Origin of the sequence: Parabacteroides sp. AT13 (genome assembly GCF_002272965.1) — a bacterium.
In the GTDB taxonomy this organism is placed as follows: Bacteria; Bacteroidota; Bacteroidia; order Bacteroidales; family Tannerellaceae; genus Parabacteroides; species Parabacteroides distasonis.
The window spans coordinates 2,802,362-2,817,906 of record NZ_NQMH01000001.1; the positions used below are offsets into that span (position 1 = coordinate 2,802,362).

Annotated in this window: 12 protein-coding genes; 5 read left to right on the plus strand and 7 right to left on the minus strand. The window is 44.7% G+C overall.

Annotated elements, in window-relative coordinates; translation table 11 throughout:
* Nucleotides 1–644: 644 nt before the first annotated feature.
* Both CI959_RS11655 and CI959_RS11660 read right to left on the minus strand, forming a co-directional pair.
* A complete protein-coding gene (locus CI959_RS11655) occupies nucleotides 645–1,298 on the minus strand; it encodes a DUF1349 domain-containing protein (protein ID WP_005854236.1) in 654 nt (217 codons plus the stop codon).
* Nucleotides 1,299–1,451: 153 nt separating this feature from the next.
* A complete protein-coding gene (locus CI959_RS11660) occupies nucleotides 1,452–1,640 on the minus strand; it encodes a ferredoxin (protein WP_005854237.1) in 189 nt (62 codons plus the stop codon).
* Nucleotides 1,641–1,856: 216 nt separating this feature from the next.
* Here CI959_RS11660 and pruA point away from each other — a divergent pair, with 216 nt between their 5' ends.
* Together pruA and CI959_RS11670 are read left to right on the plus strand one after the other, a co-directional pair.
* Nucleotides 1,857–3,488 carry an L-glutamate gamma-semialdehyde dehydrogenase gene (pruA, locus tag CI959_RS11665; protein WP_005854238.1) on the plus strand — a complete coding sequence of 544 codons (1,632 nt, stop codon included), beginning with the start codon at nucleotides 1,857–1,859 and terminating at the stop codon, nucleotides 3,486–3,488.
* A gap of 90 nt (nucleotides 3,489–3,578) precedes the next feature.
* Nucleotides 3,579–4,766 (plus strand): proline dehydrogenase family protein, encoded by a 1,188-nt coding sequence (locus tag CI959_RS11670; RefSeq protein ID WP_008779995.1) that lies wholly within the window; start codon nucleotides 3,579–3,581, stop codon nucleotides 4,764–4,766.
* Between the two features lie 62 nt (nucleotides 4,767–4,828).
* On the opposite strand, the gene proC is transcribed toward CI959_RS11670, so the two are convergent.
* Nucleotides 4,829–5,632, minus strand: a complete 804-nt coding sequence (proC, locus tag CI959_RS11675) for a pyrroline-5-carboxylate reductase (RefSeq protein ID WP_005854240.1) — start codon at nucleotides 5,630–5,632, stop codon at nucleotides 4,829–4,831.
* A gap of 154 nt (nucleotides 5,633–5,786) precedes the next feature.
* On the opposite strand from proC, the gene CI959_RS11680 reads away from it, so the two are divergent.
* Nucleotides 5,787–7,004 (plus strand): aminopeptidase C, encoded by a 1,218-nt coding sequence (locus CI959_RS11680; RefSeq protein WP_095231447.1) that lies wholly within the window; start codon nucleotides 5,787–5,789, stop codon nucleotides 7,002–7,004.
* Between the two features lie 108 nt (nucleotides 7,005–7,112).
* On the opposite strand, the gene CI959_RS11685 is transcribed toward CI959_RS11680, so the two are convergent.
* The 3 genes from CI959_RS11685 to CI959_RS11695 form a co-directional block, all read right to left on the minus strand.
* On the minus strand, nucleotides 7,113–7,721 hold the full coding sequence (locus CI959_RS11685; RefSeq protein ID WP_005854244.1) for a hypothetical protein: 609 nt from the start codon (nucleotides 7,719–7,721) through the stop codon (nucleotides 7,113–7,115).
* 100 nt (nucleotides 7,722–7,821) lie between these two features.
* Nucleotides 7,822–9,681: a mechanosensitive ion channel family protein gene (locus CI959_RS11690; protein WP_005854246.1), complete on the minus strand. Its 1,860-nt coding sequence runs from the start codon at nucleotides 9,679–9,681 to the stop codon at nucleotides 7,822–7,824.
* A gap of 15 nt (nucleotides 9,682–9,696) precedes the next feature.
* Nucleotides 9,697–11,931 (minus strand): S9 family peptidase, encoded by a 2,235-nt coding sequence (locus tag CI959_RS11695; RefSeq protein ID WP_009018026.1) that lies wholly within the window; start codon nucleotides 11,929–11,931, stop codon nucleotides 9,697–9,699.
* 129 nt (nucleotides 11,932–12,060) lie between these two features.
* Between CI959_RS11695 and CI959_RS11700 the strand changes: the two genes are divergently transcribed.
* Nucleotides 12,061–12,576 (plus strand): FKBP-type peptidyl-prolyl cis-trans isomerase, encoded by a 516-nt coding sequence (locus tag CI959_RS11700; protein WP_011966791.1) that lies wholly within the window; start codon nucleotides 12,061–12,063, stop codon nucleotides 12,574–12,576.
* A gap of 222 nt (nucleotides 12,577–12,798) precedes the next feature.
* A complete protein-coding gene (locus CI959_RS11705) occupies nucleotides 12,799–14,913 on the plus strand; it encodes an outer membrane beta-barrel family protein (RefSeq protein WP_022192800.1) in 2,115 nt (704 codons plus the stop codon).
* A gap of 5 nt (nucleotides 14,914–14,918) precedes the next feature.
* On the opposite strand, the gene CI959_RS11710 is transcribed toward CI959_RS11705, so the two are convergent.
* Nucleotides 14,919–15,506: a hypothetical protein gene (locus CI959_RS11710; protein ID WP_009018029.1), complete on the minus strand. Its 588-nt coding sequence runs from the start codon at nucleotides 15,504–15,506 to the stop codon at nucleotides 14,919–14,921.
* Nucleotides 15,507–15,545: the final 39 nt, after the last annotated feature.

Here is a 15,545-nt window from a genome sequence, read left to right on the forward strand (position 1 = left end):
GAAGGTGAAAGCCCTTGTTTTCTTTTCTAATTAACAGGTATGGATAGGATGGTTGAGGATTATAATGAATAGGCGCTTCATTTGCTTCCGGATGGAGAATGGTGATTTATATATATGGGCGATTATCATTTTGACATTTTGTAAACTCAAGTGCCGGAGAGTCGCATATTCCGGACGGAGGTACACCTTGTTGCTAAAAACGGGAAAAAATAACAGCAACTACTTGTTCCCTTGATTATTATCGAAAAAAGGGTGTTTATTCTAGCTGAAGGAATTCATCCTAGTTCATATTTATTAGAGCGCAAGCCTTGTTTTTATCCGGATCGGAGCGTATTTACATACGGTTATATCGCTTCATGAGACTAAATGTATCGCTTTACGTCTCCTATTGTATGGGATAACGCCGCTAGTCGCATCACTTTACGCCGGTATCCGTGTGAAAAAGCAAGGCTTTTTGAGTGGAAAATGGCCTTCAAACGTGCTTTTTACCATCTTCTAGTATCTGATTGAGCCCTTTTTAAAAAGAGATGTGTCAGAATTATTCCATTAATTTAAGCAAATAGATAGGATTACCTCATCAATATAATCTCCTTCACCTCATGATCCTTGATAAGGGCATACATGATATGTCCGGCAATTATAAGCTATTCGGCATTTTTCTTTAGCCATTCTAACCGGCGCTGATCCGGGAGGTGTTTTACCTTGAAATGCTCGAATGTCACATTAAATCCTTTCCCGTCGGGACAAGCGGCCATAAACCCGACTTGTACGGGGATATTGTCTTGTAGCCAAGCGTTACGCATAAGGGTGTATTCCTTATCATCGAATGAGTAGAAGATCTCCACGGCGTCCAATCTCCGGACAGCTTTTATCCATACATAAGGGATCGCTTTGTCTAAGGTGATAACGCTCCAGTCGGAGGTCTTATGCGTAACGACCGCGCTTAGGTTGTATTTACCATCCACGAACTCTATACCGGCTTTTATATAATTTTCATGATTGATGCGAAGCATCAGGCCGGCTTGGTCAAAACGCTGCTTGTAATCGCCGGTTATCTTGACTTTCACTTCGAATTCACCCCCATAAGTCGCATAATAAAAAGGAGCGTCATCTACCGTAAACCCGTAATGGGAAATCCTCCAATAGTCACTTTGGGGAGTGACCTGCATGGAAAGTGACTTGTCTTTAATCTCCCATTGCTCCGGCTCGTTGAACCATTGCATCTTATCTAATGATTGCGCCCCGCAAAATTGCAAAGAGGCGACAATAACAAAACTCAGTAATACTAATTTTCTCATTTTACTTCTTATTTCTTATTTTGATTCTTTCTATTCCCGTAAGAAGTTAATGTTATTAACCTTACCTCCGCAAAGGTAACGTGTTATTATAGATCGCGCAATGATTCTGTGATTTTATCTAGGAAGGAAAAGTAAGGGTTAATGTGTTTTCGTCTATTCGTATTTGATAACCTCGACCGGGCAGCTTTCGGCAGCCTCTTTAATACCCGCCTCGAAATCATCGAAATTAACTCCTTCGTTTACACGTGAACGATCTGTAACAGTGAATACTTCCGGGCAAATGCCCTCGCATGTACCGCAAGCGATGCAATCCTCTTCAATCCAAACTCTTTTAATTGCCATAATTTTATTCCTTTAAGATGATTAATATGTTAATGTAACAAACAGCTTTCGCGGATTGTTTTCGGGAGAGGTCTTTTAGATCATTGTATAGACCGTGAAATGAGCTTATCTTTGGTTGATATATATTAACGTTTACACGCCACTGTTTTAAAATAAATTTGCTACGTTTACAGCAGAAAGTTTCATTGAATAACCATTTAAAAAATCTGAAGTATTATGGATAATGCTATTTTTAGATTTCCTAAACCCATTAATGAGCCGGTAAAAGCGTATGCTCCCGGATCAAGTGAAAAAGCATCCTTAAAGAAAGCGTTGGCGCAGATAAGTTCCGAGGAATGGGATATACCTCTGGTAATTGGCGGAAAAGAGATCCGTACGGGTAATACCGGTAAGGTCGTTATGCCTCATGATCATCATCATGTATTGGCTACTTATCATAAGGCGGGCGAGAAAGAAGTACAAATGGCTATCGACGCCGCCATGAAAGCGCATAAGGAATGGTCAGAACTTCCATGGGTGGAACGTGCGTCTATTATGCTTCGTGTAGCTGAGTTGTTGGCTACGAAATATCGTTATATCCTGAACGCTTCGGTTATGTTGGGACAGAGCAAGAATCCGTTCCAAGCGGAGATCGACGCTCCCTGCGAATTGATCGATTTCTTGCGTTTCAGTACCTTCTACGCTAGTCAAGTATATGCCGATCAACCCTATTCCGAGACGGGTATATTGAATCGTATGGAATACCGAGCCTTGGAAGGTTTCGTGTTCTCGCTCACGCCGTTTAATTTTACGTCGATCGCTTCCAACCTGAATATGGCTCCGGCTATGATGGGTAACGTGGCGGTATGGAAACCGTCTACTACGGCGATCCATTCGAACTATTTCTTGATGAAGGTTTTCCAAGAGGCCGGCTTGCCCGATGGCGTAGTGAATTTCATCCCGGGACAGGGTAGCGTGATCGGTAAGGTGATTACGGGTAGCCGTGATTTGGCGGGATTCCATTTTACGGGCTCTACCTCTACGTTCAATACCTTGTGGCGTCAGATCGGAGAGAACTTGGGGCATTATAAATCTTATCCGAAGATCGTAGGCGAGACAGGTGGCAAGAACTTTATCTTCGCTCATCCTTCCGCTCCGGCGTTGGATGTGGCTACCGCTATCGTACGCGGCGCGTTCGAGTATCAGGGGCAGAAGTGCTCGGCGGGTTCCCGGGCCTATATCCCGGCTTCTCTCTGGAAAGAGGTGAAAGATTACGTGGGCGATATGCTGAAAGAGATCAAGATGGGTGACGTGCAGGATTTCACGAACTTTGTCAATGCCGTGATCGATGAGGCTTCGTTCGATAACATCATGAGTTATATCGATTATGCGAAACAGTCTCCGGACGCAGAGGTTCTTTTTGGTGGTAACGGGGACAAATCTGTAGGTTATTTCGTGGAGCCAACGGTTATCCAGACCACGGACCCGATGTTCAAGAGCATGGTAGAGGAAATCTTCGGGCCGGTGATTACGATCTACGTATATGACGACGCTAAATATGAGGAGACTTTGGAACTTTGTGATCGTACTTCTCCGTACGGATTGACGGGTTCTATTTTCGCCCGTGATCGCTATGCGATCGATAAGGCATTCAATACCTTGCGCTATTCGGCCGGTAATTTCTATATCAATGATAAACCGACCGGCGCCGTGATCGCCCAGCAACCGTTCGGCGGTTCCCGTGCGTCCGGAACGAATGACAAGGCCGGTGGCCCGCTGAACTTGATTCGTTGGACGAATCCTCGTTGTATCAAGGAATGTTTGGTTCCTCCGACGAGCTACGGGTATCCGTTCTTAGGTGAGAAATAATTGTCATAATTAAGAAATACCAACTGATTGTGGGGGAGACGGGGCACGCCCCGTCTCTACGCTATGACGTTACCTTTATCTACATACAATATGTTAGACTTTAACAATACCGAGATCGCTTTCTCGTCGAAGTCGCGGGGAGAACTACAAAATGCTTACTGGCTTTTTAATACGATAAAATATCCTTGGTTGGTAAAATGCGCTAAAGTAGCCACGAGTATAGCCTTGAAAATACATTTCCCGCTGGCTTGGGCGGTGAAGCCTACCTTATATAAACAGTTCGTTGGGGGAGAAACTTTACAAGACTGTTCCGCAGCCATCAACCACTTGATGAAATACAACGTGAAATCGACGCTCGATTATTCGGCGGAGAGCGAGCAGACCCCGGAGGGCATACAGGCGACTTTCGAGGAAACCTTGCGCTCGATAGATTTTGCGAAAGGAAATACGAATCTGGCCTATGCCGTATTCAAACCATCCACGATCACGACCGATGAGTTACTGGCCAAAGCTTCCGAGAAACGGGAAGAGCTTACGATAGACGATGTCCGGCATTTCCGCGAGTTCCGCGAGCGTTTTATGGCGCTTTGCCAACGGGCTTACGATAACGACGTACGTATTTTAGTGGATGCGGAGGATTATTGTTTCCAAGATGCCATTGATGCGTTGACCGATGAGGCGATGCGTAAGTTCAACAAGAAACGTGCGATCGTATTCGCTACCTTGCAAATGTATCGTCATGACCGGATGCCTTATCTGCGTCGTATCTACGATGATGCCGTGGCGAAAGGTTATATTGCGGGCGTGAAATTCGTGCGCGGGGCTTATATGGAAGCGGAGCGTGCCCGTGCGGCGGCGTTGGATTATCCCGATCCGATTTGTAAAGATAAGCAGGCCACGGACGAGAATTATGATGCGGCGGTCCGTTTCACCATGGATCATTTAGATCGTTTTGAGATGTTTATGGGAACTCATAATGAGGAGAGTAATTATAAGTTGGCGAAATTGATGGACGAGAAGGGGATCGCCCGCGATGACTCCCGTGTTTTCTTTGCGCAGCTATTGGGAATGAGCGATAATATTTCCTTCAATTTAGCCCATGCGGGATATAACGTAACCAAATACGTACCGTACGCCTCGGTAAGGGATGTACTGCCGTATTTGATCCGGCGTGCGGAAGAGAATACTTCTGTCGCGGGGCAGACCAGCCGGGAACTCCGGATGTTGGAGATGGAAATGACTAGGCGGAAAGAACATAAACCTGCCGAGGGCAGGTAAAGTAGTTTGTCAGCATATTTCGGGGCGTATTGGTGCTGGCAAACTACTTTGTCTGCCTATTTTTATTTACTGGCCTTCAGCCCCCGGATCACGGAAGAGGTAAAACCGGAAAGTTCCATCTCATTTAGACCCTTGATCGTGATTCCGCCCGGAGTTGTTACCTTATCGATTTCCATCTCCGGGTTACTTTTGTTCTCGAGCAATAAATCAACGGCGCCTTTCACGGTATGCACCACGATCTCTTGCGCTTGTTTCGGATAGAAACCCAATTCCACGCCGCCTTCTATCGCCGCGCGGATATAACGCAAGGCGAAAGCGATGCCGCTGGAAGCCAATGCTGTTCCTGCGCCCATCAACCGTTCTTCTACCAACATGGCGTTGCCAAGCTCGTTGAAGATATGGATGATTAGATCCGTTTGCTCCTTGGAGGCGTTGCGGGCGGAAACGAAAGTCATGCTGCTCATCACCTCGATAGCCGTGTTGGGCATGATCCGGAAGATCGTGGGAGTAGCCAGACAATCGAAGTCTGTATTCTTGGTCAAATAAGTATTCAACAGGTCGAAAGTCACGCCAGCCGCTACGGATACGATGATTTGTTTCTCGAAGTCGAGCACCGACTTAATCTCATCTATAATCATTTCTACACGCCAAGGTTTAACGGCGATGATGATGATATCAGCGTTTCGTGCCGCTTCCACGTTATCATGGGTCAAGATAAAGTCCGGATCGATCTTTCTCATCTTCTCCAAGGTCTCGTCCGATTGGGCGGTACAAGTGATATCAGAGGCTTTGAACATGGTTCCTTTCGCTAAACCTCGGGCGATCGCTCCACCGATATTACCCGAACCGATAATAGATATTCTCATTTTGCAGATAATTAGTTATATATTATGTTTTCTGAAGAGGCAAACTTAGATAAAATATCTCAAATACGTACGACTTTGTAGAGTTAGCTACGGATAAAAAACTTACATTTGCGGTCGATACGGACTTAATACTAATATAAATATATAAAATTACATGAAAAAGACAATTCTAGTTTCAAGCATGCTATTCGCTCTGACTATGTCCGCTACGATCCAAGCGCAAGACACGGATAAGAAGGTGAGTGAGGAGGGATTCGTGTTCACGACCGTGAAAGAGAACCCCATTACATCTGTTAAGAACCAAAATCGTGCGGGTACGTGCTGGTGCTACTCCTCGTACTCTTTCTTGGAGTCGGAGTTGCTTCGTATGGGAAAGGGCGAGTATGACTTATCCGAGATGTTTACGGTATATAACACCTATCTGGATCGTGCCGACGCTGCTGTGCGTACGCATGGGGATGTTTCGTTCTCGCAAGGTGGATCTTTCTATGATGCGCTTTATGGAATGGAAACATTCGGCTTGGTTCCGGAAGAGGAGATGCGCCCGGGCATGATGTATGCCGATACGTTGAGTAACCATACCGAGCTTTCCGCCTTGACGGACGCTATGGTGGCCGCTATCGCCAAGGGAAAGTTACGCAAATTGCAGTCTGATGAGAATAACGCCATGTTATGGAAGAAGGCGGTCGCTGCGGTACATCAGATCTACTTGGGGGTTCCTCCTGAGAAATTCACGTATAAAGGGAAGGAATATACACCGAAATCTTTCTTCGAGTCTACAGGTTTGAAGGCTTCGGATTATGTCTCATTGACTTCTTATACGCATCATCCGTTCTATACCCAGTTCCCGCTAGAGATTCAGGATAACTGGCGTCACGGTATGTCGTATAACTTGCCGCTGGATGAGTTTATGGAGGTCTTTGATAATGCGATTAATACGGGTTATACGATCGCTTGGGGTTCCGATGTGAGCGAATCTGGTTTTACTCGTGACGGAGTGGCCGTTATGCCTGATGATGAGAAGGTACAGGAGTTGAGCGGTTCCGATATGGCTCATTGGTTGAAATTGAAACCGGAGGAAAAGAAGCTGAACACAAAACCGCAACCTCAGAAATGGTGTACCCAAGCAGAGCGTCAGTTGGCTTACGATAATTACGAGACGACAGACGACCATGGTATGCAGATCTACGGTATCGCCAAGGATCAAGAGGGGAACGAGTATTATATGGTAAAGAACTCTTGGGGAACCAACAGCAAGTATAACGGTATTTGGTATGCTTCCAAGGCGTTTGTCCGTTATAAGACCATGAATATCGTGGTTCATAAAGATGCCTTGCCTAAAGCGATCAAAGCCAAGTTAGGTATCAAATAACCGATCTGCCAAGGAGGGTTCAAATAAAAACTAAACCCCGATAGCTTCCGGCGATCCGGTAAGTCTATCGGGGTGATCTATATATACAAAGATGTGCTGCCTATAAATTTATTGGACAAGTCTTAGCGTGTAGTTAAGATCTGCCGCCGCTTTTTGCAACGCGTCGTTCATCAAGGTCAAGTTATCCCCTTCTACTAGGAAATAGATGACGGGTTCGCCATCACTGGGAATCAACTCGTAGATTACTGCGCTAGCGTCATCGGGAGTTCCGTGCTTTACTTTTTGTTTACCGGTTGTAATGGCTTTCTGAGGAGCTTTCTTCGCCGCTCCGGTACTTGAGGCTACTGCTTCCGGTACGGTATAAAGAGCATCCAACTCGAATACGCCTTCCTCGTCTGCGTTATCTTGTTGATAATACAAGGTTAAGTCATAATCTACGTTCACGCTATCCGGAGAAGTCAGGGTTCCCTTATACTTTTTTTGGATAACCGGTCCCTTTTTAGGATCAGCCTTCAAGGAATCCCTCATATTCACGGGCTTTGCCGGTTGGGTCGCCTTAACAGAATGGATCAGTGGCAAAGACGGAGCGTCCGGAGCCGCCGACATTATGGCGAATTCTTCTTCCTCTACTTCTACGGGTACATCCTTTTGGGCTTGCTTCCCGCTACATGCGGCCAAAAATGCCATAGCCGCTACTGCGATAAAATACTTTTTCATTACCATTATTTATTTTATTAGTGACGTTTGGACATATAACATAAAATCCCCCACGATTTGTTTCGTGAGGGATCATTTTTAACTATTTACCGTGAAATATTTATTTCTTGGAAGGCTCTACCCAGTCATCCGGATAGGGAGCGGTCGGGATCGTGGAAGCGCTTCCGTCTCGTCCGGCGAAATAGTGCGGTGACATGATCTCTACGCCAGCCTCATTGAATACGTCCTGTATGTTTTGATGCAGGTCGGAATAGATATCTCCGAGTTTATCGGCGTCCTTTATATAAGCGTTGATTTGATAACAGGGATAGTAATCGCTTAGTTCGGTCTCCAATACGAAAGGCTTCGGCTCTGGCAATACCCCGGTGGTCTGGCGGGCGGCATTAATCAATAATTGATGAACTTGCCGCCAAGGTACGTCGTAGCCGATCGTAACCGTGCTGTGGATGATTAATCCGTATTGCCGTGCGGATACGCTATAATTTGTTGTATGGGAGGACATGATAAAGGAGTTCGGGATGGTCACTACCTCATTCTTAGGGGTACGTAAACGGGTTACAAACGGAGTCTTCTCGATCACGTTGCCAGTCGTCTCGTTTAGTTGGATACGGTCACCCAATTTAAAGGGCCTCATATAAGTAATGACCAGCCCTGCGATGATATTTCCGATCACCGTACTGGAACCCAACGATATGATCAAACCGACAAATACGGATATGCCTTGAAATACCCCCGAGTCCGATCCCGGCAGATAAGGATAGATCATGGCGATCATAAAGGCGTATAGCAGGAAACGGATGATATTAAACGTCGGTTGCGCCCAATCCGGGTAAAAACCTGATATTTTCAGGTTCTCGCTCTCTATCTCGTTGGCTATGTATTGGATTCCTTTTACGATGTATTTGATGCAGTAATAGATCACCAAGATGATAAACAAGTTCGGAATATAGGAGGCTACCGATTTAAAGATCATCTTTACCGGCTCCAACAAATAGGAGAATATCTTCAAGGCTAGATCTTCTGTTTGCGGGAAGATAGCGAAAAGGATCGGTACACTGATGGTTAATTGGATTAGTAACACGATCCATCGTATTACGTTGGTGAAAAACATCAATACACGTCCTTGGCGATGTGTGTTGAGAAATTCATAATCCCGGATGGTAATAGATCTGAGTCGGTTCTGCTTTAACCAGATAATTTTCCTGCGTAGCTTCTTAAACAGATAGTTGGTCAGCTTAAACAGGAAATATTGGATGATAATTACGAGGATGAACAATAATACCCGTTTCGCTATCTGCAAGATACTATGTTGCTCCCTTAACTCTTGTATCTTGTTTTGGATAATCGGTTGATATTGTTCAGCGAGGGCTATACGACTGAGATTTTGCCATAGGGCATCTTGATCGGTGATACTTAGGATAACCTTGTCTCCGTACATGATATCCGTTACGTATTCGCTGTCATAGATATAGATGGAATCCTTCTTCAAGGAATGCGAGGTCCCGATCTTTACCATGATATTGAGGATGTCCTCAGCCCGGTCAACCGGGGTGCGGCCTCCGCGCTTGGCGTAAAGGTGAAATAAGGTATCCCCCTCCACGACTACAGGTACGCCGGGAGTCAGTGCCCGAAGGGAATCGATACGGTTTCGTTGCTCGGACCTTTTTAGGGAGTCGGCGGTAGCGTTGCTGTTTTTCGTGCTTTCCAGCTCGTCTTTCAGTAAGATCTCGTTTAGTTTCATCTCTTGCAACTGGAGGGCTAGCTCCTGCATCTTGATGGAATCCTTCCGGTGCTGCTCATCGAGCGAAAGCGTATCGGTTGGGGTAACTGGTTCCTCCGGATCATTGCCTAATGTCGTAGACAATAGTTCTTCGGCCTTTTCCCTTAATTGGGCGTTGGACACCGTTGGCAGGAAACTGATTCCTGCCAAGATCACTAATCGCAATAAAAATTGTTTCATCGAATCGTGGATTAACTATTTACCACCGGCCGGAAGATGTTCCAGCCAGTATTTAGCCATTGTCTTACGTAGGTGAAGAGTTGTTCCTTCCCTTTCGTTGATGCTATGGCTACGCATCGGGTAACTGATTTGCGTAAACATCTTTCCGTTCTTGATCAACTTGTTCACCAGCATCTCGCAATTTTGGTAATGCACGTTATCATCTCCCGTACCATGAATAAGCAGCAGATTACCTTCCAGTCCCTCGGCATAGGTAATCGGGGAACCTTTGTGGTAGCCTTCCGGATTGTTCTGCGGAGTATTCATGTAACGTTCTTGGTAGATCGTGTCGTATAAACGTTGGTCGGCTACAAAAGCGATCGCTATACCAGTATGGAATATTTTCGGATAACGGAACATGCAGTTTAAGGTCTGGCTACCACCACCGCTCCATCCGGTAATACCGATCCTGTTGGCATCGATAAACGGATATTGACGGGTCATATCCAGAATACCCCTGCTCTGGTCTTCGGAAGCGAAAGTACCCACTTCCCCGTAAATACATTTCCGCCATTCACGTCCACGGGGAGTATTCGCACCCCGGTTCTCGATACTTACCACGATATAACCTTGGTTCGCCATATATTGTTGCCATAAATCTCCGTTACCCCATACATCTTGTACGGTGGCGCTCGCCGGCTCGCCGTATACCTCTATGATAACCGGGTATTTCTTGGATGCGTCGAAATCGACAGGTTTTATCATCCATGCGTCCAAGGTTAGATTGCCGGACTTGACCTTGATAAATTCTTTCGGGTTTAATCCTAAGGCGGCGTATTGGTCCTTGGCTTGGGCATTATCCTCAAGCATGCGTACGGATTGATGTTTCGGGAAAGAAACCATGTCGATAACGGATGGGGTAGAGGCGTTACTATACGTATGTATGGCCCATTTGCCGGTGGGTGACATATTGTAGCGGTGCTGTCCGGATTGTTCCATGGGGCTTACACGCTCCACTTCCCCATTGCCGAATGCTTTAGCCCGGTACAAGTAACGTTGGGTGAAATTGTCCGGGGAGGCGATGAAATAGACCCAGCCCTTTTGTAGATCGGTCCCGACCGGCGAGATATAATCAAAATCACCTTTGGTGATGGGTTGTATCTCTTTTCCGTCCCGGCTTATCCGGTATAAGTGTCGCCAGCCACTACGCTCGCTTTCCCATGTGAAATAGCGGTTGTCCTTTAACCATTGTATGTTATCATTCGTGTCCAGCCATGCGGCATCCGTATCAGTGAAGATATTATTCAGCGAGTTATCGGATATCTTGGCGATCCATACCTTATTTGTATTCTGCGGGCGGTTTAGTTGCTGTATGAACAACTCGTCGCTTTCGGGGATGAATTCCATACGGGGCAGGTAGTTGTTCCGGGGATCTCCGGGTATGGCGATCCAAGTGGTGTTCCCGCCGGTAGAGGAAACGTAGCCTACTTTTACGGCTGAATTGGTGGTTCCTGCCTTGGGGTATGGGAAATGGATTACCTTTGCGTAGATGGAGTCTACATTATTAATAATGTCGAACACTCCCGTTCCTTTCGTATCGCTTTGCCAATAGGCGATATGCTTTCCGTCCGGGCTCCAGCGGAAACCATCCCGGCAACTGAACTCCTCCTCATATACCCAATCGAAAGTTCCGTTGACAATCGTATCGCTTCCGTCTTTTGTTAGCTGCGTGATTTTCCCGGAGTCTATATCTTCTACATATATATTATTGTTGGAAACATAGGCCACACGTGTGCCATCCGGAGAGAATTTAGCGAACATCATGGAGGATTCCGGCATTCCTTTTCCCAATTGACGTAAAGCGCCGTCCTTTAGGTTTAATACCCAATAGTCACCCCGGGTATCATAACGCCATACCCGTTGGGTATTGTTATAAATCAAGACTTTCTCATTATCCGCACTCCAAGAGATACTACGTGCGGGAATAGGCTTTCCTGTAGATTTGTCTGTCAATAGGGATGAGGGGATAATGACTTCACGGGAGTTATCTTTTGCTTGATAGGCGACGATATCCGTGCCTCCGGTTTGCTTATTATTTTCCAAGCGGCTATAACGTTCACCGTCTTTTAGCCAAGTCATGCTTCCGATGCCTTTTGTTTGTATGACGTTACCGGCAACGATATCCTCAAGATTCAACGCTTTTTGTGCCATGCTTATACCTCCCGACAGAAGGCTGATCGTGGCGATCGCTATTAATTTATTTAGTTTCATGTTGTATTAGTTGGTTACTACTATATTTATGCAAAGAACGGAAAGTTAGTTGATATAACAAAATGGATTTGTATATTCGCGCCTCGGAAATCAAGAATAATTATAATTTAATTTTATATAGAAATCGGAATGAAAGCACTTTCAATGTATGTATGGTCACTTTTAGTGATCATGATGATGGGACTTACTTCTTGTGGGGATGATGATGAGCTTCAATTCTCGGAAGAACAATTGGCTTATATCAACAAAAACAAGGAATACATCTGGGAAAAGAAAACAGAGAAAGATGAGATGGGTGAATTAAGATATAAGCAAGTTGTTCTAGGGGGTGATACCGCCTTATACCGGATCATTCGGAAAGAAAATGAGTGGACAACAACACCCACGATGACTTCCGTGGTCTATTTGCTAGGTCTGGAAGGGAAGTTTATAGATGGACAGGTCTTTCAAAAGAAACTGGATAGATCAAGTTTTTCTATGAACGGCATTATCCCGGGCTTAAGCGGTGTCTTATTGAATATCCATCTGGATGAGACCGTGGAGGCGATTATCCCGGCTTCGCTAGGTTATGGATATGGAGATTATAGCGGTATCCCCGGAGGTTCTACTTTAATCTTTACTTTTACCTTGGATAAGGTCGAATGAATATTATCAGACTAAAGGCACATTTGGTTTGATCTGACTTTTATCTTTATAAGATTTGGCACGGTTACTTAATTCCGCCAACGGGTTAATAGTATAAGTAGGTGTGGTGTAATTGCTTTATTTTGAATATGTATACGATTTGTTCGTAAATATTCGATAGTTTCGTTGCTTATCTCCTTTTTTCTTTTTAATTTGGCGGATTATAAACATAATCTTGATATTATGAAGACTGCCATTGTTCCTTTCTTGTTGCTTCTGAATGTTCTTGTCGCTGTAAATGCACAGACTAAGGATTCTGTTATCTTGGTGAAAGATAGTATTACGGTAAAATTGCCGGATGTCTACGTTACTTCCGAGCGTCCTTTGGTTACGGTTACGGACGATGCCTTATCTTTCGACGTGCCTAACTTGATCATGGCCAAACCGGTGAATACTGCATTTGATATTTTAGGAGAGATTCCCGGATTGGTGAAAGAAGGGGACAACGTTAGTATCATCGGCGTCCCTGCTACGAACATTATTATTAACGGACGTAGAAGCTCAATGTCATTGTCCCAGATTGTAGAGCTTCTGAAATCTACCTCGGCCAGCAAAGTAAAGAGTATAGAGCTTTTGTATAGCTCTCCTCCAAAATATGGCGTAAAAGGAGGTAGTATAAATATCATTATGGAGAAGAAAGTGAATGAGGATTTAAGTGCCGATATCTCTTTGACCGGAAAGCAAGCTTTCTACTTCTCGCCAACCGGATTAGTGAATTTATCCTACTCCAAAAAGAAATATAGTCTGGATCTATCTTATTCCGCTAATTATAACCATTCCCGTTCAACCGAGGATATGAACGCCTATCCTATCGTGAAGGATCGCCCTTATGAGATCCTGCAAGAAAATACGGCGGTAGGTCGTTCTATGAACCATACGATTGGGGCGAGTGCCAATTGGTTTATGGATAAGGGGCGTGAGGTGGATATTTCTTATTATGCCAAGATAACGGATTCTAATTCCAAACGATATTCGAACACTCTATTTGTGGGTATTGAGAATGCGGAAAGTAATAATAAGTTATCGGGCCCGAAGAATCTTCAAAATGTACGATTGAATTATGCACATTCCAAGAACTTGAGCGCAGGGGTGGATTATACCTATTATAAGGATCGCAGGGATCAATATATGATCTCGGATTATCCCGATACGAAACAAGAGGTGGAGGCTACCTCCCGGCAAAATATCCATTTGGCGAATGTATTCGTCAACTACGAACGGGTATTTGGAAAAGGATGGAAAATTAACGCGGGCACGAATGTGCAGTTATCCTTTACGGATAATAGCTCCTTTACCTACCAAGATAAACAGGAGGATTTGTCAGCTACGTTTGCCCAAAAAGAAAAAGAGTATACGGCGGGATTGTATGCCGGTTTCTCTAAGCGTTTTGGCAAGAAACTGGTGTTGAGCGCTTCTCTTTCGGCGGAGTATAATAAGGCGGTGATTGATTCGGCGGGCCGGAAGTGGACCTTATGGTCTGGGGTAAATCTCTATCCACAATTGAACTTGAGTTATACGATCGATCCATCGAATATGCTTCAAGTCAATTTTTCCAGCGATAAGAAGTATCCGGCGTATTGGGCCATGAGCTCGAATGTTTCTTATTTGAATGTGTATAGTCAGGTACGGGGAAATCCTTATTTGGAACCGGAACGTATTTATATGGCTAGGGCTAATTATATCTTGAAAAAGAAATATGTTTTTGGACTATTTGCCAATCATCATGTGAATTATATTCGCCAATTGTATTATCAAGATACGAAAGCGTTGAGAGCCTATTACCAATCGGTTAATTTCGATAAGCATAATACTTTCGGGGCGATGGCAGTTATCCCGTTTCGGATCGGTGGGGTGGTTAGCTCACGGTTCGTGGCATCGGGCTTCTTAATTCAAGATGAGGGAGTGTTTATCGATATTTCGTTTGATCGGAAAAAGTTATTCGGGCAGTTGATGTTGTTCAATACGTTTACTTTATCAAAGAAGAAGAACTTATCGCTGGAAGTGAATGCTCGCTATAGTGCGCCTTCGATACAAGGTATCTATGATGTGGATGGTAATTATAATGTATCGGCAGGGCTTGTCTGGAATCCGATACCGAAAAAGTTAAGTGTAATGCTGCGAGGTGAGGATTTGTTAAAGGGCTTACGTGCGAAAACGCATATTGATTATCCCAGCCAGAAGAGTGATATGACGATCTATTCGGATACTCGTTCAGTATCGCTCACTTTAAAGTATACATTGGGCAAGATGAACCGGAAGAATAAGAAAGAGATCGATTCTTCACGGTTTGGTCAATAATGTTCTTATGGAATCCATTCGATAACGCCTGTGACTGGATGTTGTTTTTTCCAGTCCTCTAATTCTGCATACGTACGCACGCCGTCTTGAATGACTGCTAGGTAATATTCCACGCCCATGATTTTCGCTGTATCCGGTGTCTCATATTTCAGTTTTAAGATGGCCTGTCGAGTCTCGTCAGTCAGTACGGCGGTTATACGTTCGGCCATTTTCTCGAAATAACCGTCATAACGGGAACCTTTTACGATATGGATCATATCAATTTGCCAGAGTTCGTTATTCGGATCTTGGAACCATGCGTGCCATTCTACACATCGTTCTTCCGTATCGAGCGAGTTTCCGTATTCGATTCGTTTAATGAGCGGGTTCTCCGCTAGCCGGGCCATCGCTTGGAAGCTGTCGGATATACGGAAGGGAGAGGTGTAAATATGGAAGTCGATATCCTTATGTTTCATGAGTAGTCCCATATTTAAGGAGCCTACTAAGTTTATTTCCGCCCCGACAGATTTCCAGATATTTATAATGTCGGTTTGCCGGATCACTTCCCAAGCTCTTTCTTGGTTTCTTTTCGCTAATTCTAATAGATGTTCCATGATTTAAATAATTTGGGATGCGAAGTTAAAAAAAGAAAT

Coding starts and splice junctions, on each gene's coding strand:
- CI959_RS11690 (WP_005854246.1), bottom strand. CDS start 9,681: ATGAAACAATTTTTATTGCGATTAGTGATCTTGGCAGGAATCAGTTTC.
- CI959_RS11660 (WP_005854237.1), bottom strand. CDS start 1,640: ATGGCAATTAAAAGAGTTTGGATTGAAGAGGATTGCATCGCTTGCGGT.
- CI959_RS11700 (WP_011966791.1), top strand. CDS start 12,061: ATGAAAGCACTTTCAATGTATGTATGGTCACTTTTAGTGATCATGATG.
- CI959_RS11710 (WP_009018029.1), bottom strand. CDS start 15,506: ATGGAACATCTATTAGAATTAGCGAAAAGAAACCAAGAAAGAGCTTGG.
- pruA (WP_005854238.1), top strand. CDS start 1,857: ATGGATAATGCTATTTTTAGATTTCCTAAACCCATTAATGAGCCGGTA.
- CI959_RS11680 (WP_095231447.1), top strand. CDS start 5,787: ATGAAAAAGACAATTCTAGTTTCAAGCATGCTATTCGCTCTGACTATG.
- CI959_RS11695 (WP_009018026.1), bottom strand. CDS start 11,931: ATGAAACTAAATAAATTAATAGCGATCGCCACGATCAGCCTTCTGTCG.
- CI959_RS11685 (WP_005854244.1), bottom strand. CDS start 7,721: ATGAAAAAGTATTTTATCGCAGTAGCGGCTATGGCATTTTTGGCCGCA.
- CI959_RS11705 (WP_022192800.1), top strand. CDS start 12,799: ATGAAGACTGCCATTGTTCCTTTCTTGTTGCTTCTGAATGTTCTTGTC.
- proC (WP_005854240.1), bottom strand. CDS start 5,632: ATGAGAATATCTATTATCGGTTCGGGTAATATCGGTGGAGCGATCGCC.
- CI959_RS11655 (WP_005854236.1), bottom strand. CDS start 1,298: ATGAGAAAATTAGTATTACTGAGTTTTGTTATTGTCGCCTCTTTGCAA.
- CI959_RS11670 (WP_008779995.1), top strand. CDS start 3,579: ATGTTAGACTTTAACAATACCGAGATCGCTTTCTCGTCGAAGTCGCGG.